We start from the raw sequence: 18,581 nt of genomic DNA, 5'->3' as shown, positions 1-18,581 counted from the left end.
GAGAAGGTTGACAGCCAAGTCCGACGTTGAGCATATTCGGTGCCTGATTCGCGCAACGGACTTCCCATGTTCGCCAACTCCGACCACTCGCTGCCGCTCCCGGGCTCTTTCGCCCCGGCCTGCGCGTGCGTCGCCGTTGCCAAGAAATCGAAGAAACAGTCGCTCATTTGACCGGGGCGCGCTGTCCCGTCAGATGGGCTGACAGGACAACCAGGCGCCAGGTCGATCTTCCCCCGCTTGCATCCCGCACCCTCCCTGACGGCGACCAGACGGTCAGCCACAAGGAGTTTTTCGCATGTCTACGTTTCGTGGGATCTGGGTGGCCCTGGCCACGCCCTTGCGTGCCGGGGAAATCGACTTCGCCGCCCTGCGCGGCCTGGTGGGCAGGTTGCTGGAGGACGGCGTCGCCGGCTTCGTGGTCTGCGGCACCACCGGCGAGGCCGCCGCGCTCAGCCATGAGGAGCAGCTGGCGGTGCTCGACGCCGTGCTGCAGTGGGTGCCGCCGCAGCAGGTGATCATGGGCCTGGCCGGCAACAACCTGCGCGAGTTGCTGGCCTTCCAGCAGGAAATCCAGCGCCGCCCCGTGGCTGGCCTGCTGGTGCCGGCGCCTTACTACATCCGCCCGTCGCAGCAGGGCCTGGAGGCGTTCTTCCAGACCGTGGCCGACGCCGCCAGCGTGCCCGTGGTGCTCTACGACATTCCCTACCGCACCGGCGTGCGCATCGAGCGCGAGACCCTGCGGCGCATCGTCCGCCACCCGCGCATCGTCGCGATCAAGGACTGCAGCGGCGACTTCGAGACCACCCTGGCGCTGATCGCCGACGGCGACGTCGAAGTGCTGGCCGGCGAGGATCTGCAGATCTTCGCCAACCTGTGCCTGGGCGGCGCCGGGGCCATCTCCGCGTCCGCCCACGTGCGCGCCGACCTCTACGTGCGCATGCAGCGCCAGGCGGAGGCGGGCGACCTGGCCGGCGCGCGGAGCACCTTCCTGCGCCTGCTGCCGTGGATGCAGGCTGCCTTCGTCGAGCCCAACCCGGCACCGCTGAAGGCCGCCCTGGCGTTGCAGGGGCTGATCGCCGACGAACTGCGCGAGCCCATGCAGCCCTGCTCGGCGGCCACCGTCGAGCGTCTGCGCGGCGTGCTGGCTGCACTGGCCGACTAGGCGGGGAGGGCCGCCGGCGGGGCTTTGCTCTATGATGGCGGCCTGTCTCACCGGGAATACGAAAAATGTCCGAAGAAACCCTCTATCTGCTGGACCAGCTCGAACTGACCGACATGCTCGAACTGGACGGCCTGCACGCCTGGGAATTCAGCCTCGACGAAGACCTGCTGGACCGCGCCGAGATCGCCGCCGAAGCCGGCCAGGCCTTCGCCAGCGAAGACGTGGTGCTGCGCGTGGAGGTGGTCGACGGCCGCGACAAGCGGCGCTGGCAGTTCACCTACAACGAGGTGATGGAAGCCCGGTACGAGGCCAGCGACGACAGCTGGACGCTGCAATCCAACGGCAGCGAGCACCGCCTGCGCTGCCTGGGCGCGGTGAGCGCCAGCGGCGACGACGAGTAGGCATGGCGTCTCCCTGTAGGAGCGGGCCCTGCCCGCGATATCGCGCGCAGGGCGCGCTCCTACATGGGAATGGTGCGGGTGGGGCAGCGTAGGAGCGGATCTCATCCGCGATCCGCGCCGAGATGCCCGGCTATCGCGGACAAGGTCCTACGTAGCAGGTGAGCACGGCTTCTCGTAGGAGCGAGCTTGCTCGCGAACCGGGCGGTCACGGAGCCGGGCTTGGTTCGCGAGCAAGCTCGCTCCTACGAAGAGCGCTTCGGCGCAGCCTGACCGAGAAGATGAAAAAAGGGGCCCGAAGGCCCCTTTTTCACATCACCGGCGGGTTCAGGCGGCTTTCGCCTGGCCCAGGGTCACGGCGCGGTTCAGCGCGCTGAACAGGGCGCGGAAGCTGGCGGTGGTGATGTTCTCGTCGATGCCGATGCCGTGCAGCGAGCGGCCGCCTTCGACGCGCAGCTCGATGTAGGCTGCCGCGCGGGCGTTGGTGCCGGCGCCGATGGCGTGCTCGTTGTAGTCCATGATCTCGACGTCCACCGGCAGCGCGGCGACCAGGGCTTCCAGGGTGCCCTTGCCCTTGCCGTGCCAGCGGTGCTGCTCGCCCTTGTGGGTGACGTCGATGTCGATGGCGCAGATGCCGTTCTCTTCCTGCAGGCGGTAGTTCTTCAGGCCGAACGGCGAGACGGCTTGCAGGTACTCGCTCTGCAGCAGGTTGTAGATCTGCTCGGCGGTCATTTCCAGGCCGAGACGGTCGGTCTCGTTCTGCACCACCTGGCTGAACTCGATCTGCATGCGGCGCGGCAGGCTGATGCCGTATTCCTGTTCGAGCAGGAAGGTGATGCCGCCTTTGCCCGACTGGCTGTTGACGCGGATGACCGCCTCGTAGCTGCGGCCGATGTCGGCCGGGTCGATCGGCAGGTAGGGCACTTCCCACACGGCGTCGTCCTTCTGCTGGGCGAAGCCCTTGCGGATGGCGTCCTGGTGGGAGCCGGAGAAGGCAGTGTGGACCAGGTCGCCGACGTAGGGGTGACGCGGGTGCACCGGAATCTGGTTGCACTCTTCCACCACCTTGCGCACGGCGTCGATGTCGGAGAAGTCCAGCCCCGGGTTGATGCCCTGGGTGTACATGTTCAGCGCCATGGTCACCAGGCAGAGGTTGCCAGTGCGCTCGCCGTTGCCGAACAGGCAGCCTTCCACGCGGTCGGCGCCGGCCATCAGCGCCAGCTCCGAGGCGGCCACGCCGGTGCCGCGGTCGTTGTGGGTGTGCAGGCTGATGATCACGCTGTCGCGCTTGTCGATGTGGCGGCCGAACCACTCGATCTGGTCGGCGTAGTTGTTCGGCGTGGCGCACTCGACGGTGGCCGGCAGGTTGAGGATCAGGCGGTTGGCCGGGGTCGGCTGGAACACGTCGATCACCGCGTTGCACACCTCGACGGCGAAGTCGGTCTCGGTGGAGCTGAACACCTCGGGGGAGTACTCGAAGCCCCACTGGGTTTCCGGCGCGGCGGCGGCCAGGCGCTTGATGGTCTTGCCGGCGGCGATGGCGATCTGCTTGACGCCTTCCTTGTCCTGGTTGAAGACGATCTTGCGGAAGCTCGGCGCGCAGGCGTTGTAGTAGTGCACGATGGCGCGCTTGGCGCCCTTCAGGGATTCGAAGGTACGCTCGATGAGGTCGTCGCGGGCCTGGGTCAGCACCTGGATGGTGACGTCATCGGGAATGTGGCCGCCCTCGATCAGCTCGCGGACGAAGTCGAAGTCGGTCTGCGAGGCGGACGGGAAGCCCACTTCGATTTCCTTCAGGCCGACCTGCACCAGGCACTTGAAGAAGCGCATCTTCTTCTCGGCGTCCATCGGCTCGATCAGCGACTGGTTGCCGTCGCGCAGGTCGGTGCTCAGCCAGATCGGCGCCTGGTCGATGATCTTGTCCGGCCAGGTGCGGTCGGGCAGGGTGATCGGGGTGAAGGGACGGTATTTCTTCGACGGGTCTTTGAGCATGGTCATGGGCGGAATCCTTGTTCTTCCGGGCCAGCGGCGGCCCTGCGCGGTAGAAAGATGAAGAGGTGAAGCCGGGAAACGGATTCAGCCACGCAGTCGCGGGCTGACCAGGCGCAGGCAGGCGTGTTGGCGAAGCAGGATGAGGGTGTGTGCGGTTTTCATAGCGCCCACCCTAGTGCGCTTTGGGGGTGGATGGCAAGCATTGTGGAAAAATTGGTAGTAATCGTCGATCAATAAAACTAAACGAGATTTTATGCTCGTATGTGAGCTTTATTGCGCAAGGAATTGCGAAGCGCTTTTTCTGCCTTACTCTCCGATGCGTCTCCATGCCGCACAGCATTGAGCCATCGGCGAATTGCGCCCATCGGCCCGGCAGGGTAAAACGCCGCCAATCGATTCGGGGACTTCCAGTGACAGGTCGCAGACGGCGAGGCACAGGACAAGGCACGGGCATCTGGCTGGCGCTCTTCGCCATGCTGATGATCCACCTCGGCCCGCTGCTGTCGCAGTCCATGCCCATGGACCACCCCATGCCGGCGATGGCCGGGATGGAGGACATGGCCTGCTCCGAACAGATGCGCGGCGGCCACCATGGCTCCGATGCCGCGCAGCAGGGCTTCTCCGCCGACCACTTCATGGAGAAGTGCGGCTACTGCGGCCTGCTGCTCCACAGCCCGGCGCTGGAAACCCCGCGCCTGGCGCTCTCCGCCGACCTGCCCGGGGCCGCCCCGGCGCCCCAGGTCGTCATCGAACAATCCATCCCGCCTTCGCCGATCTTCCCCGGCGCCCGTTCGCGCGCGCCACCGTCCATGACCGCCTGACCCTTCTTTCGCCGTAGCCAGCGCAAGTCGCCATCGCGCAGAGGAACCTTCCTCCGTGCGCATCCGCCGTGCCTGGCCAGAAGAACATCGTCATTGATCATGGAATTTCGCATGTCCAGACTCTTCCTGCGCGGGCGCGTTCGCCCGGCGCACCTGCGCACCCTTTGCGCACTCACCGCCCTCGGCGGCATCGTCGGCCTGACCCCGTCCGTACGCGCCGACGAGACCGACGACCCGCACGCCGGCCACCACGCCATCGAACTGCAACCCAGCGTCATCACCGCGGTGGCGCAGAGTTCGCCGCTGACCGTGGTCACCGACCCGAAGCAGGCGCGCCAGCCGATCCCGGCCAGCGACGGCGCCGACTACCTGAAGACCATCCCCGGCTTCTCCGCCATCCGCAACGGCGGCAGCAATGGCGACCCGGTGCTGCGCGGCATGTTCGGCTCGCGGCTGAACATCCTCACCAACGGCGGCGTGATGCTCGGCGCCTGCCCGGCGCGGATGGACGCGCCCACTTCCTATATATCCCCGGAGACCTACGACCGGCTCACCGTGGTCAAGGGCCCGGAAACCGTGATCTGGGGCCCCGGCGCCTCGGCCGGGACCATCCGCTTCGACCGCGAGCCGGAGCGCTTCGGCGAGCTGGGCACGCGGATAAACGGCAGCCTGGTGGCCGGCTCCAACGGCCGCTTCGACCGCGTGCTGGACGCAGCCGCCGGCGGCCCCGAGGGTTACCTGCGCTTCACCGGCAACCGCTCGCAGTCCGACGACTACGAGGACGGCGGCGGTAACACCGTGCCCTCGCGCTGGAACAAGTGGAACGGCGACGTCGCCCTGGGCTGGACGCCGGACGCCGACACCCTGGTCGAGCTGACCGCCGGCAAGGGCGACGGCGAGGCACGCTACGCCGGGCGCGGCATGGACGGCTCGCAGTTCAAGCGCGAGAGCCTGGGCCTGCGCTTCGAGAAGTCCAACCTCGGCGGCGTGCTCGACAAGCTGGAGGCGCAGGTCTACTACAACTACGCCGATCACGTGATGGACAACTACAGCCTGCGCACGCCCTCGGGCACCGGCATGATGGCCGGGCCCATGGCCTCCAACGTCGACCGCCGCACCCTCGGCGGGCGCCTGGCGGCCACCTGGCGCTGGGACGACTTCAAGCTGATCTCCGGCGTCGACGCCCAGAGCAGCGAGCACCGCCAGCGCAGCGCCATGGGCATCGGCGCCTACGACGAGGTGCCGTGGAGCAAGGACGCGACCTTCCACAACTACGGCGCCTTCGCCGAGCTGACCTGGTACGCCGCCGAGCGCGACCGGGTGATCGCCGGCGCGCGGCTGGACCGCGCCTCGGCCAAGGACTACCGGCAGACCACCGGCTCGGGAATGATGATGCGGCCCAACCCCACGGCCGACGACACCCGCGCCGACACCCTACCCAGCGGCTTCCTGCGCTACGAGCACGACCTGGCCGACTCGCCCACCACGCTCTACGCCGGCCTCGGCCATGTGCAGCGCTTCCCTGACTATTGGGAGCTGTTTTCCCCGAACATGGGCCCGGCCGGCTCGGCCAACGCCTTCGACGCCATCAAGCCGGAAAAGACCACCCAGCTCGACTTCGGCGCCCAGTACGAGGGCGAGAAGCTCAAGGCCTGGGCTTCGGGCTACGTCGGCGAGATCCGCGACTACATCCTGTTCACCTACACCAGCGGCGGCATGATGGGGGCAACGTCCCAGGCGACCAACGTCGACGCACGCATCATGGGCGGTGAACTGGGCGCGGCCTACCAACTGGCGCCGAACTGGAAGACCGACGCCACCCTGGCCTACGCCTGGGGCAAGAACACCAGCGACGACCGAGCGCTGCCGCAGATGCCGCCGCTGGAAACCCGCCTGGGCCTGACCTACGAGCAGGGCGACTGGAGCGCCGGCGCCCTGTGGCGCCTGGTGGCGAAGCAGGGGCGGGTGGCCGAGGGGCAGGGCAACGTGGTCGGCAAGGACTTCGACGAGAGCGCCGGCTTCGGCGTCTTCTCGCTCAACGCCGCGTACCGCGTGAACAAGCACTTCAAGGTCAGCACCGGCGTCGACAACCTGTTCGACAAGGACTACGCCGAGCACCTGAACCTCGCCGGCAACGCCGGCTTCGGCTACCCGGCGAACGATCCCCAGGCGATTCGCGAACCGGGCCGTACGCTCTGGACCAAGGTGGACTTCAGCTTCTGAACCCCGGCGGCCGCGGCCGCCGGTATGAGCGGGGGCGCCCAGCAGCTATGCTGACCGAGCCCCCGGCGAAGCCGCCCGCTCGACGGGCGGCCCATGAGATCGTTAGGAGTTTCCAACATGCGCAAGACCCTCCTGGCCCTGGCGGCCATGCTGTCCTTCTCCACCCCGCTGCTGGCCCACGAATACAAGGCCGGCGACCTCGATGTCGAGCACCCCTGGTCGCTGCTGCTGCCGGCCAATTCGGAGAACGGCGCGGCCTATTTCGTCGTGCACAACCACGGCAAGGCGGCCGACCGCCTGCTCGGCGCCGACACCGAGCGCGCGGCCAGCGCCGAGGTCCACGAGCACCAGATGAAGGACGGCATGATGAAGATGCAGAAGGTCGACGGCGTGGACATCCCCGCCGGCGGCACTGTCACCTTCGCCCCGGGCCATTACCACCTGATGCTGTTCGGCCTGAAGAAGCCGCTGGTCGACGGCGAGCGCTTCCCTGTGACCCTGCACTTCCAGCAGGCCGGCGACCTCAAGGTCGAGGTGCAGGTGCAGAAACAGGCGCCCGAGGCGGGTGAGCACGGCATGTCCGGCCACGATATGTCGGGTCACGACATGCCCGGGATGAAGATGAACTGACCGTCCGGCCGGCCGCGCGCCGGCCTTTTCCCAGGGTGGGAAAATGGAGCCGGGCCGGTTTCGGCTCGACATGGGCCACCCATCCGTGGCCGGGAGGTGAGCATGCGCAATGTCCGCAGTGCCGCCATGCTGGCGGTTGCCGTCCTGCTGGCCGCCTGCAGCCAGTCCGGGCTGCGCAACGACCCGTTGCCCCTCGACCAGCACCTGGAACGCCTCGGCTACCGCCAGGGCGAGACGGTCAAGTCGATCCCGGTGTGGGAAACCCAGGGCTGGGAATACCTCGACAAGGGCCACATCGTCCTCGGCCACGCGCCCGGCCGGCGCTACCTGGTGGCCTTCTCCTCGCCGTGCGACAACCTGTCGTTCAGCAACCGCCTGAACATCAGCAGCACGGTGGGAGCGGTGACCAGGCTCGACCGCATTCTCTCGTACGACTCGAGCGGTATCCCCGAGCCCTGCCTGATCGGCGAGCTCTATCGTCTGGAGCGGGTGCCCAGCCGCGCAGAATGAACCTCAGGGCTTGAAGGCGCCGATGAAGATCGCCGGGTCGACGCGGGCGTCGTTGAGGCTGACGTTCCAGTGCATGTGCGGCCCGGTGGCCCGGCCGGTGGCGCCGACGCGGCCGACCACGCCGCCGCGCGGGACCTGGTCGCCGAGCTTCACGTCGATCTTCGACATATGGCAGAACATGCTGATGAAGCCCTGGCCATGGTCGACGAACACGGTGTTGCCATTGAAGAAGTAGTTGCCGATGAGGATCACCTTGCCCGCCGCCGGGGCCTTGATCGGCGTGCCGGCGGGCACCGCGAAGTCCAGCCCGGAGTGCGGGTTGCGTTCCTCGCCGTTGAAGAAGCGGCGCAGGCCGAAGGGGCTGGAGAGCGGGCCGTTGACCGGCTTGTCCAGCACCAGGTTGCTCGGCGTGCCGGGGCTGAAGCTGCGGTAGGCGGCGGTCTGCTCGGCCAGTTCGCGGTTGATGCGCTTGAGGTCCTCGGGCAGCGGGTTGACCTGGCGGGTGTTCTTCAGGGTGATGCGCTGCTCGCGGTAGTGCTTGCTGCCGACCTGGAACGGCAGGCTGCGGCTGGCGCCGGCCTGCTTCACCTGGAGCTGCTGCTGGCCCGGCTTGACGCTGAGTGGGATGCCGACCACGGCGATCCAGTCGCGGCCTTCCTCGCGCACCACCAGCACCGGCTTGCCCTGGTAGCTGGCGCTCGGCGCCGGCCCCGCGCTGCCCAGCTGGACCACGGCGACGCCGCCGGGCACCGGCTTGTTCAGGGTACGGCTGATGAAACCCTCGGCATGGGCGGGCAGGGCGAGAAGGGTGGCGAACAGCAGGCAGAAGACGCGGAACATGGGCTTTCCGTAAATCCGGTAAAGCCGGCAGTCTACATGGCACGAACGTCGGGCGTGTAACCGTTGGCGGTTATTCGTCAGTCCCTGTAGGCGCAACTGTCTTGCCGGCTGCGCCGGGGTGATGGGTATCGCTCCGCTCAACGCCATCCTACGGGGCAATCTTGCACCGGAGGGCTCTTCGTAGGATGGGTTGAGCCTGCGAAACCCATGCGGTCGTGGTGATGGGTATCGCTTCGCTCAACACCATCCTACGAAGAGCCGTGCTTCTTGGAAACGTAGGAGCGGACTCCGTCCGCGATTTCGGCGCATGTCACAGCCAAGGCCCAGGTCAGTCCAGCAGCGAGAGGGTGACCGGGGCCTGGTGGTTGTCTTCCACCCGCACTTCCAGTTGGCCTTCGCCCAGTTTCGCGGTCAGACGCTGGCCGGGCTGGGCCTGGGCGGCGCGGCGGATGGCCTGGCCGCGCTCGTCGAGGAGGATGCTGTAGCCGCGCCCGAGGGTCGCCAGCGGGCTGACGATGTGCAGGCTCTGGGCCAGGCCGTCGAGGCGCTGGCGGCGCTCGCGGAGGATCGCCCGGGTGGCGTGGGGCAGGCGCGCGGCCAGGCTGTCGAGTTTCTGCCGCAGCAGCGCCAGGGCGCGGCCCGGGTGCTGTGCCTGCAGGCGCGTCTGCAGGCGGCCGATGCGTTCCTGGCGCACCTGCAGCTGGCGCTCGAAGGCGCGGCGCAGGCGCATGTCCAGGTCGTCCAGGCGCTGGGCCTGCTGGCGCAGGCGCTCGCCGGGGTGGCGCAGGCGCCGGGCGGTGCCTTCCAGGCGCAGGCGCTCGCGGGTCAGGCGGTCCTGGATGCGCAGGATCAACCGGCGGCGCAGGCCGTCCAGGCGCTGCTGCAGGTCGCCGGCGTGCGGCGCCAGCAACTCGGCGGCGGCCGAGGGCGTGGGCGCGCGGACGTCGGCGACGAAATCGCTGATGGAAACGTCGGTCTCGTGGCCCACGGCGCTGACCACCGGCGTGGCGCAGGCGGCGATGGCGCGGGCCACGACTTCCTCGTTGAAGCACCAGAGGTCTTCCAGCGAGCCGCCGCCGCGGGCCAGGATGATGGCGTCGAAACCGCGCGCATCGGCCAGCTTCAGGGCGCGGACGATCTGCGCGGTGGCCTCGCGGCCCTGCACCGCGGTGGGCACCAGGGTCAGCTCGACCTGCGGCGCGCGGCGGCGGAACACGCTGATGATGTCGCGGATCACCGCGCCGGTGGGCGAGCTGACGATGCCGATGCGCCGCGGATGGGCCGGCAGCGGCCGCTTGCGCTCGGCGGCGAACAGGCCCTCGGTGGCGAGCTTCTGCTTCAGTGCCTCGAAGGCCAGGCGCAGGGCGCCGTCACCGGCCGGTTCGACGGCGTCGGCGATCAGTTGGTAGTCGCCGCGGCCCTCGAACAGCGAGACCTTGCCGCGCACCTTGACCGCCAGGCCGTCGCGCAGGGCCTGGCGCACGCGCAGGGCGTGCTGGCGGAACAGCGCGCAGCGCACCTGGGCGTTGCCGTCCTTCAAGGTGAAATAGATGTGCCCGGAGGCGGGGCGGGCGAGGTTGGAGATCTCGCCTTCCACCCACACCTGCGGGAACACGTCCTCCAGGAGCTGGCGGGCGCGCTGGTTGAGCTGGCTGACGGTCAGCACCTCGCGGTCGAGGCCCAGCCGTTGGAAAGGGTCATTGAACATGGCGCTGGATGATAAGCCCGGGGCCTTGCCGAGGGCCAGCGCGAAACCCGCGAATCCAGCGGTCGGGCGCGTTGAGCCCGAGCGTGAAGCTGGGGTATAATGCCGCGCTTCCATTTTCCCGTGTGGGAGCCCTCGCCATGCTGCGCATCAGCCAAGAAGCCCTGACGTTCGACGACGTCCTCCTCATCCCCGGTTACTCCGAGGTCCTGCCCAAGGACGTGAGTCTGAAGACTCGCCTGACCCGGGGCATCGAACTGAACATCCCGCTGGTGTCCGCCGCCATGGATACCGTGACCGAATCCCGCCTGGCGATCGCCATGGCGCAGGAAGGCGGTATCGGCATCATCCACAAGAACATGGGCATCGAGCAGCAGGCTGCCGAGGTGCGCAAGGTCAAGAAGCACGAGACCGCCATCGTTCGCGACCCGGTCACCGTGACGCCCTCGACCAAGATCATCGAGCTGCTGCAGATCGCCCGCGAATACGGCTTCTCCGGCTTCCCGGTGGTGGAAGAGGGTGAGCTGGTGGGCATCGTCACCGGCCGCGACCTGCGCGTGAAGCCGAACGTCGGCGACAGCGTGGCGGCGATCATGACGCCCAAGGACAAGCTGATCACCGCCCGCGAAGGTACCGCCCTGGAAGAGATCAAGGCCAAGCTGTACGAGAACCGCATCGAGAAGATGCTGGTGGTCGACGAGCAGTTCCGCCTCACCGGCCTGGTCACCTTCCGTGACATCGAGAAGGCCAAGACCTACCCGCTGGCGTCCAAGGACGAGCAGGGCCGCCTGCGCGTCGGCGCCGCCGTCGGCACCGGCGCCGATACCGCCGAGCGCGTCGCCGCGCTGGTCGCCGCCGGCGTCGACGTAGTGGTGGTGGACACCGCCCACGGCCACTCCAAGGGCGTGATCGATCGCGTGCGCTGGGTGAAGGAAACCTTCCCGCAGGTCCAGGTGATCGGCGGCAACATCGCCACCGGCGAAGCCGCCAAGGCCCTGGCCGACGCCGGCGCCGACGCGGTCAAGGTCGGCATCGGCCCGGGCTCCATCTGCACCACCCGCATCGTCGCCGGCGTCGGCGTGCCGCAGATCTCGGCCATCGCCAACGTCGCCGCCGCCCTCGAAGGCACCGGCGTTCCGCTGATCGCCGACGGCGGCATCCGCTTCTCCGGCGACCTGGCCAAGGCCATGGTGGCTGGCGCCTACTGCGTGATGATGGGCTCCATGTTCGCCGGTACCGAAGAGGCTCCGGGCGAGATCGAGCTGTTCCAGGGCCGTTCCTACAAGTCCTACCGCGGCATGGGCTCCCTGGGTGCGATGGCTGGCGCCACCGGCTCCTCCGACCGCTACTTCCAGGACGCCTCCGCCGGCGCCGAGAAGCTGGTCCCCGAGGGCATCGAAGGCCGCGTCCCGTACAAGGGCCAGCTGACCGCCATCGTCCACCAGCTGATGGGTGGCCTGCGCGCCGCCATGGGCTACACCGGCAGCGCCGACATCCAGGACATGCGCACCCGGCCGCAGTTCGTGCGCATCACCGGCGCCGGCATGGCCGAATCCCACGTGCATGACGTGCAGATCACCAAGGAAGCGCCGAACTACCGCGTCGGCTAAACCGCTCTTTCGCTGGAGGCTGGAGGCTGGAGGCTGGACGAGATTGCTCTTTCGTTCAGCCTTCAGCCTTCAGCCTTCAGCCATTTCCCCAGGGGAAGAAAATGGCCCATCAAGATATCCACGCCCACCGGATCCTGATCCTCGACTTCGGTTCCCAGTACACCCAGCTGATCGCCCGCCGCGTGCGCGAGATCGGCGTGTACTGCGAAATCCACCCATTCGACATGAGCGACGACGACGTCCGCGCCTTCGCCCCGCGCGGCATCATCCTGGCCGGCGGCCCGGAGTCGGTGCACGAGCTGGACAGCCCGCGGGCGCCCAAGGCGGTGTTCGACCTGAACGTGCCGCTGTTCGGCATCTGCTACGGCATGCAGACCATGGCCGAGCAGCTGGGCGGCAAGGTGCAGGGTTCGGACCTGCGCGAGTTCGGCTACGCCCGCGTCGACGTGGTCGGCAAGGCGCGCCTGCTGGACGGCATCGAGGACCACGTCGATGAAGACGGCGTGCTCGGCCTCGACGTATGGATGAGCCACGGCGACAAGGTCACCGACATCCCCGAGGGCTTCCACATCCTCGCCAGCACCCCGAGCTGCCCGATCGCCGCCATGGCCGACGACGCTCGCGGCTACTACGGCGTGCAGTTCCACCCGGAAGTGACCCACACCAAGCAGGGCGGCCGCATCCTCTCGCGCTTCGTGCTGGACATCTGCGGCTGCGAAGCCCTGTGGACGCCGTCGAACATCGTCAACGACGCCATCGCCACCGTGCGCGCCCAGGTGGGCAACGCCAAGGTGCTGCTGGGCCTGTCCGGCGGCGTCGACTCCTCGGTGGTCGCGGCCCTGCTGCACAAGGCCATCGGCGACCAGCTGACCTGCGTCTTCGTCGACAACGGCCTGCTGCGCCTGCACGAGGGCGACCAGGTGATGGCCATGTTCGCCGAGAACATGGGCGTCAAGGTGATCCGCGCCAACGCCGAAGACAAGTTCCTCGGCCGCCTGGCTGGCGAGTCCGATCCGGAGCAGAAGCGCAAGATCATCGGCAAGACCTTCATCGAGGTCTTCGACGAGGAAGCCACCAGGCTGCAGGACGTGAAGTTCCTGGCCCAGGGCACCATCTACCCCGACGTGATCGAGTCGGCCGGCGCCAAGACCGGCAAGGCCCACGTGATCAAGTCGCACCACAACGTCGGCGGCCTGCCCGAAGACATGCAGTTCGAACTGGTCGAGCCGCTGCGCGAGCTGTTCAAGGACGAAGTGCGCAAGATCGGCCTGGAACTGGGTCTGCCCTACGACATGGTCTACCGCCACCCGTTCCCGGGCCCGGGCCTGGGCGTGCGCATCCTCGGCGAAGTGAAGAAGGAATACGCCGACCTGCTGCGCCGCGCCGACCACATCTTCATCGAGGAACTGCGCAACTTCGACTGGTACCACAAGACCAGCCAGGCCTTCGTGGTGTTCCAGCCGGTGAAATCCGTCGGCGTGGTCGGCGACGGCCGCCGCTACGCCTGGGTCGTGGCCCTGCGCGCGGTGGAAACCATCGACTTCATGACCGCACGCTGGGCGCACCTGCCCTACGAGCTGCTGGAGAAGGTCAGCAACCGCATCATCAACGAGATCGAAGGCATCTCCCGCGTCACCTACGACGTGTCGAGCAAGCCGCCGGCGACCATCGAGTGGGAGTGATCCCAGCACGCCGGCGCCGCTGAGCGGCGCCGGCAACTGGAAGACGGGGCGGTCGTGGTCATCCACGCCGCCCCGTCGTCGTTTCAGCGGCCGACGAAGTTCGCCTCGCGGCGTTCGAGGAAGGAGGCGACGCCTTCCTTGACGTCCTCGCTGCCCATCAGCGGTTGCAGGTCCGGCAGCAGGCGGCGGGCGGCTTCCGTCTCGCCTTCGGCCAGGGCCAGGCGCGCGCTGGCCAGGGTGGCGCGCACGCCCAGCGGGGCCTGGCGGGCGATGCGTTCGGCTATGGCCAGGGCTGCGGCAAATTCCTCGCCGGGGGCCGTCACTTCCTGCACCAGGCCTATGCGGTGGGCTTCCCGGGCGTCGAATTCGTCGCCGGTGAGCAGGTAGCGCATGGTGTTGCCCCAGCCGATGTTCTGCACGAAGCGGATGGTCGCGCCGCCCACGGCATAGATGCCGCGCTTGACCTCGATCTGGCCGAAGCGGGCATCTTCCGCGGCGATGCGCACGTCGGCGGCCAGCATCAGTTCCAGGGCGGCGGTGAAGCAGACGCCGCGGGCAGCGACCACGATCGGCTTGGCCACCCGCCGAGCCGGGTCCAGGCCGAAGGGGTCGCAGGCGCCTGGAGGCAGTTCGGGGAAGCGGCCGCTGGCGAACTGCGGGCCCCACTTGTCCAGCTCCAGGCCGGCGCAGAAGTGCTTGCCTTCGCCGTAGAGCAGGCCGCAGCGCAGTTCGTCGTCGCGTTGCAGTTCACCGTAGGCGTCGGCCAGCGTCAGGTACAGCTCCACGTCCATGGCGTTGTACTTCTCCGGGCGGTTCAGCCCGATGCAGAGCACATGGCCCTTGCGTTCCACCTTCAGTTTCTGGCTCATGCCTCGTCTCTCTCGTCGTCAATGGCGGTGTATCGCCGTGGAAGCGAAGTTATTCAGATAGCCTTCCGTGGCGTGGCTGTCCATGTCTGTCAGGCATTTGCTGCGGTTGCCCGGGATGCGACATCGCGCAGCGCCTTCGTGCTCGCCTTGCCACCGGGAAAATGAGAAAATCTTGCATTTGCGAGATACCCGCAGGGGTTGGGGGAGACATGAGCTTTACCCGCAGACAGGTACTGGGTGGCATCGCCGGCCTCGCCGTGGTCGGCCTCGGCGCCGGCGGCGCGCGTCTATGGCTGGCGCGCCCGCAGGTGACCGCGGAGCACGACTACGAACTGATCGCCGCGCCCATGGACCTGGAGCTGGTGCCCGGGCACAAGACCCCGGCGCTGCTCTACGGCAACCGCTTCCCCGGCTTCGAGATCCGCGCCCGCCAGGGCGACTGGCTGCGCGTGCGTTTCACCAACAAGCTGGACCAGCCGACCACCATCCACTGGCACGGCATCCGCCTGCCCATCGAGATGGACGGCGTGCCCTACATCTCGCAGCCGCCGGTGCAGCCGGGGCAGAGCTTCGTCTACCTGTTCAAGACCCCCGACGCCGGCAGCTACTGGTACCACCCGCACCTGATGAGCAGCGAGCAGCTGGGCCGCGGCCTGGTCGGCCCGCTGATCATCGACGAGCGCGAGCCCAGCGGCTTCAGCCACGAGAGAATCCTCTGCCTGAAGACCTGGCACGTGGACGAGCAGGGCGCCTTCACCGCCTTCAGCGTGCCGCGCGAGGCCGCTCGCGAGGGCACCCGCGGCAGTCTGTCGACCATCAACGGCGAGCACGTGCCGGTGATCGAGCTGCCCGCCGGCCAGGTGACCCGCGTGCGCATCCTCAACATCGACAACACCGTGACCTACCGGCTCAACCTGCCGGGCAGCGAGGCGAAGATCTACGCCATTGACGGCCACCCGGTGGAGCCGCGGGACCTCGACGAGCAATACTGGATCGGCCCGGGCATGCGCCTGGAGCTGGCCATCCGCGGTCCGGCCGAGGGCCAGGAGCTGTCCCTGCGCGACGGCGTGGTGCGCCTGGGCACGGTGCGCGGCGTGGCGCCGCTGCAGGGTGGTTCCGCCGAATGGCCGCCGGCGCTGCCGCACAACCCGGTGAGCGAGCCGGACCTGGACAAGGCCGAGACCATCGACTTCAAGTTCGAGTGGGTGGGCGCCATGACCGACTACTCCAAGGGCCAGGCGACCCCGTCGCTGTGGCAGATCAACGGCGTGGCCTGGCAGGGCGGCGAGGAGCACAAGCACAACGCGCCGCCGCTGGCCAAGCTGGAGCTGGGCAAGAGCTATATCTTCACCCTGCGCAACCTGACGCAGTACCAGCACCCGATCCACCTGCACGGCATGACCTTCAAGGTGCTGGCGTCCAACCGCCGCAAGATCATCCCGTACTACAGTGATACCTACCTGCTGGGCAAGAACGAGAGCGCGAAGGTGGCGCTGGTGGCGGACAACCCTGGCCTGTGGATGTTCCACTGCCACGTCATCGACCATATGGAGACCGGCCTGATGGGCACCATCGCCGTGGGTGACGCCTGGTGCGGCTGACCAACAGCAAGGGCCACCCGACGGTGAAGGGGCTGGCCCCGGTGATCGACCGCAGTCGCGATCGTGAGTTCATGCGCGAGGCCATGGCCCTGGCCGAGCAGGGCGCGGCCCTGGGCGAGGTGCCGGTGGGCGCCGTGCTGGTGCTGGAGGGCCAGGTCATCGGGCGTGGCTTCAACCAGCCGATCACTGCCCACGACCCCAGTGCCCATGCCGAGATGATCGCCATCCGTGAGGCCGCGGCGGCGGCCGGCAACTACCGCCTGCCCGGCAGCACCCTCTACGTCACCCTGGAGCCCTGCAGCATGTGCGCCGGCCTGCTGGTGCATGCGCGCATCCAGCGCCTGGTCTATGCCGCCGCTGAGCCCAAGTCGGGGGTGGTGGTCAGCCGGGGGGAGTTCTTTGCCCAGGATTTCCTCAACCACAAGGTGCTGGTGGAGGGTGGGGTGCTGGCGGAGGAGTGCAGTGCGATGTTGTCGGCTTTCTTTAAGGCAAGGCGCAAGGGATAGGGCGCGGCGTCCTACGCGAATAGCGGACGGAGTCAGCTCCTACGATAGTGCATTCCTGAAAACTGTCTTGCCGAATGCGCCGAGGTGATGGGTATCGCTTCGCTCAACACCATCCTACGGGTGTTGTGTTTGCCGGAGGCCTCGGCGCGATTCGCGGATGAGATCCGCTCCTACGCTGCCCGCTCGCGCCATTCCCATGCAGGAGCGCGCCCTGCGCGCGAAATCGCGGGCAGGGCCCGCTCCTACAGTTGTCGTGAGGCATGGAGTTCCCTCGTAGGGGACTCCGTCCGCGATGCTCTGCGCTTCAGAGCTTCTCGTCAGGCTCTTCGCTGGGGCGGGTCTTGTTCACCCCGGGCAGGTGCAGGCCGCTTTCGGCCAGTTGGCCGCCTTCGAGCTGCGGCTGGGTCACCCAGGTGAGGATGTCGTAGTAGCGCCGCACGTTCTGCACGAAATGCACGGTCTCGCCGCCGCGGGCGTAGCCGTAGCGGGTCTTGCGGAACCACTGCTTCTGCGACAGGCGCGGCAGCATCTTCTTCACGTCCAGCCACTTGTCCGGGTTCAGGCCTTCCTGCTGGGCCAGCTTGCGGGCGTCGTCGAGGTGGGCGCTGCCGATATTGTAGGAGGCCAGGGCGAACCAGCTGCGGTCCGGCTCCTTGATGCTGTCCGGCAACTCGTCGCGGATCTGGTCGAAGTACTTGCCGCCGCCCTGGATGCTCTGCTTGGCGTCTAGACGGTTGGACACGCCCATGGCTTGGGCGGTGCGGTTGGTCAGCATCATCAGGCCGCGCACGCCGGTCTTGGAGGTGGCGTCGGGCTGCCACATGGATTCCTGGTAGCCGATGGCGGCGAGCAGGCGCCAGTCCATCTTCAGCGTCTGGGCGATCTGCTTGAAGTGCGTTTCGTAGCGCGGCAGGCGCTGCTGCAGGTGCTGGGCGAAGGTGTAGGCGCCGACGTAGCCGAGCACGTCGACGTGGCCGTAGTAGCGGTCCTTCAGGTGCTGCAGGGTGCCGTCCTGCTTGACCTTGTCGAGGAACTTGTTGACCTCGGCGTACAGGCTGTCGTCCGTCCCGCCGGGCAAGGCCCAGGCCAGGCCGCGGGCGTCGCCGAAGTCGAAGGCCACGCGCACGTTGGGGAAGTAGACCTGGTTCATCGCCAGCTCGTTGGAGTCGATCAGCGTCAGGTCGATGTCGCCGACGTCCACCATGCGCAGCAGGTCGACCATCTCGTCGGCGTCGGATTCCTTGTACTCCAGCTTCGGATACTTCTTCTTCAGCTCGGCCAGCTGCGTGGCGTGGCTGCTGCCCTTGAGCACCACGATGCGCTTGCCGACCAGGTCGTCCGGGCGGGTGGGGCGCGGGTCGCCATTGCGGTAGACCACCTGGGGGGTGACGTCCAGGTAGGAGTGCGAGAAGCGTACGGAGATCTCCCGCTCGCCGCCGGGGGTGAGGCCGGCGGCGGCCAGGTCGGGGCCGCCGGATTGGCCGAGCTTGCTGTAGAGGTCGTCGAGGTTGTCGGCGGTCTCCATCTGCAGCTTCACCCCCAGGTGATCGGCGAAGCGCTTGGCCAGCTCGTATTCGAAGCCGGTCTCGCCGTTGCGATCCTGGAAGTAGGTGGCCGGGCTGTTGCGGGTTATCACGCGCAGCACGCCGTCCTTCTGCACTCGCTCCAGGACTGTCGGGACTTTCGCCTCGCTACAGCCGGAGAGCAGCAGAAAGATACAGGTCGCCAGGATCCATACGGCGGAGCGCACGCGTGACGGGTTCAGGGCAAACATCGGCGCAGTATACGCCAAGGTCGCGGAGCCCAATATCTGGACAGCTCGGGGCATCTCTGCTAGCAGCTTCGTTTCAGAGGCCGTGCCAGACTCCGGTCAGGGGCCCCGGGGCACGCCTGGAGCGGGCGTGCGGCGAGCCTGTTCGAAAGCGTTCGAAGATGAATGGCGCCGCTCCCCCGCCCAATGGCAGAAAGCCCTTGCCGTCGGCCGAGCTGCAGGTGCCGCCGGGGCATGCTTTACGGTAGAATGCACGGCCTC

At 67.7% G+C, this 18,581-nt stretch carries 15 protein-coding genes; 10 read left to right on the top strand and 5 right to left on the bottom strand.

Annotated elements, in window-relative coordinates; all coding sequences use genetic code 11:
- Positions 1–295 precede the first annotated feature (295 nt).
- Positions 296–1,162: a 4-hydroxy-tetrahydrodipicolinate synthase gene (gene dapA, locus ACTWJ5_RS25365; RefSeq protein WP_444436788.1), complete on the top strand. Its 867-nt coding sequence runs from the start codon at positions 296–298 to the stop codon at positions 1,160–1,162.
- Between the two features lie 65 nt (positions 1,163–1,227).
- Positions 1,228–1,563: a DUF5629 family protein gene (locus tag ACTWJ5_RS25360; RefSeq protein ID WP_249919015.1), complete on the top strand. Its 336-nt coding sequence runs from the start codon at positions 1,228–1,230 to the stop codon at positions 1,561–1,563.
- 324 nt (positions 1,564–1,887) lie between these two features.
- Here ACTWJ5_RS25360 and leuA read toward each other — a convergent pair whose 3' ends face one another.
- Entirely contained in the window at positions 1,888–3,558 is a 1,671-nt protein-coding gene (leuA, locus tag ACTWJ5_RS25355; RefSeq protein ID WP_074978951.1) for a 2-isopropylmalate synthase, read from the bottom strand.
- 467 nt (positions 3,559–4,025) lie between these two features.
- Between leuA and ACTWJ5_RS25350 the strand changes: the two genes are divergently transcribed.
- From ACTWJ5_RS25350 to ACTWJ5_RS25335, 4 genes are all read left to right on the top strand, one after another.
- The gene (locus ACTWJ5_RS25350) at positions 4,026–4,373 is read left to right on the top strand and encodes a DUF2946 domain-containing protein (protein ID WP_444436787.1); all 348 of its coding nucleotides are present in this window, start codon (positions 4,026–4,028) and stop codon (positions 4,371–4,373) included.
- 111 nt (positions 4,374–4,484) lie between these two features.
- On the top strand, positions 4,485–6,596 hold the full coding sequence (locus ACTWJ5_RS25345) for a TonB-dependent copper receptor (protein ID WP_444436786.1): 2,112 nt from the start codon (positions 4,485–4,487) through the stop codon (positions 6,594–6,596).
- A gap of 117 nt (positions 6,597–6,713) precedes the next feature.
- Positions 6,714–7,226 (top strand): copper chaperone PCu(A)C, encoded by a 513-nt coding sequence (locus tag ACTWJ5_RS25340; protein ID WP_253408048.1) that lies wholly within the window; start codon positions 6,714–6,716, stop codon positions 7,224–7,226.
- 102 nt (positions 7,227–7,328) lie between these two features.
- Positions 7,329–7,736 (top strand): DUF6491 family protein, encoded by a 408-nt coding sequence (locus ACTWJ5_RS25335; RefSeq protein WP_444436785.1) that lies wholly within the window; start codon positions 7,329–7,331, stop codon positions 7,734–7,736.
- Between the two features lie 3 nt (positions 7,737–7,739).
- Here ACTWJ5_RS25335 and ACTWJ5_RS25330 read toward each other — a convergent pair whose 3' ends face one another.
- On the bottom strand, positions 7,740–8,576 hold the full coding sequence (locus ACTWJ5_RS25330) for a M23 family metallopeptidase (protein ID WP_043271440.1): 837 nt from the start codon (positions 8,574–8,576) through the stop codon (positions 7,740–7,742).
- Positions 8,577–8,904: 328 nt separating this feature from the next.
- Positions 8,905–10,284 carry an exodeoxyribonuclease VII large subunit gene (xseA, locus tag ACTWJ5_RS25325; protein WP_249919020.1) on the bottom strand — a complete coding sequence of 460 codons (1,380 nt, stop codon included), beginning with the start codon at positions 10,282–10,284 and terminating at the stop codon, positions 8,905–8,907.
- Between the two features lie 137 nt (positions 10,285–10,421).
- On the opposite strand from xseA, the gene guaB reads away from it, so the two are divergent.
- Together guaB and guaA are read left to right on the top strand one after the other, a co-directional pair.
- On the top strand, positions 10,422–11,891 hold the full coding sequence (guaB, locus tag ACTWJ5_RS25320) for an IMP dehydrogenase (protein WP_009616195.1): 1,470 nt from the start codon (positions 10,422–10,424) through the stop codon (positions 11,889–11,891).
- A gap of 101 nt (positions 11,892–11,992) precedes the next feature.
- On the top strand, positions 11,993–13,573 hold the full coding sequence (guaA, locus tag ACTWJ5_RS25315; protein ID WP_253389842.1) for a glutamine-hydrolyzing GMP synthase: 1,581 nt from the start codon (positions 11,993–11,995) through the stop codon (positions 13,571–13,573).
- An 83-nt stretch (positions 13,574–13,656) separates the two neighbouring features.
- Here the strand turns inward: guaA and ACTWJ5_RS25310 are convergent, their stop codons facing one another.
- Entirely contained in the window at positions 13,657–14,442 is a 786-nt protein-coding gene (locus tag ACTWJ5_RS25310) for a crotonase/enoyl-CoA hydratase family protein (protein WP_444436784.1), read from the bottom strand.
- A gap of 209 nt (positions 14,443–14,651) precedes the next feature.
- Here ACTWJ5_RS25310 and ACTWJ5_RS25305 point away from each other — a divergent pair, with 209 nt between their 5' ends.
- Positions 14,652–16,043, top strand: coding sequence for a multicopper oxidase family protein (locus tag ACTWJ5_RS25305; protein ID WP_249919022.1), 1,392 nt, complete (start codon positions 14,652–14,654; stop codon positions 16,041–16,043).
- On the top strand, positions 16,031–16,549 hold the full coding sequence (gene tadA / locus ACTWJ5_RS25300) for a tRNA adenosine(34) deaminase TadA (protein ID WP_444439656.1): 519 nt from the start codon (positions 16,031–16,033) through the stop codon (positions 16,547–16,549). The genes ACTWJ5_RS25305 and tadA overlap by 13 nt, the downstream gene beginning before the upstream one ends.
- Before the next feature lie 304 nt (positions 16,550–16,853).
- On the opposite strand, the gene mltF is transcribed toward tadA, so the two are convergent.
- A complete protein-coding gene (gene mltF / locus ACTWJ5_RS25295; RefSeq protein WP_444436783.1) occupies positions 16,854–18,323 on the bottom strand; it encodes a membrane-bound lytic murein transglycosylase MltF in 1,470 nt (489 codons plus the stop codon).
- Positions 18,324–18,581 lie beyond the last annotated feature (258 nt).

It is taken from the genome of Pseudomonas sp. A6 (genome assembly GCF_052367875.1).
GTDB lineage: Bacteria > Pseudomonadota > Gammaproteobacteria > Pseudomonadales > Pseudomonadaceae > Pseudomonas > Pseudomonas citronellolis.
Note: the sequence above shows the minus strand (reverse complement) of the source record. Positions and strands in the feature narration are given on the sequence as shown.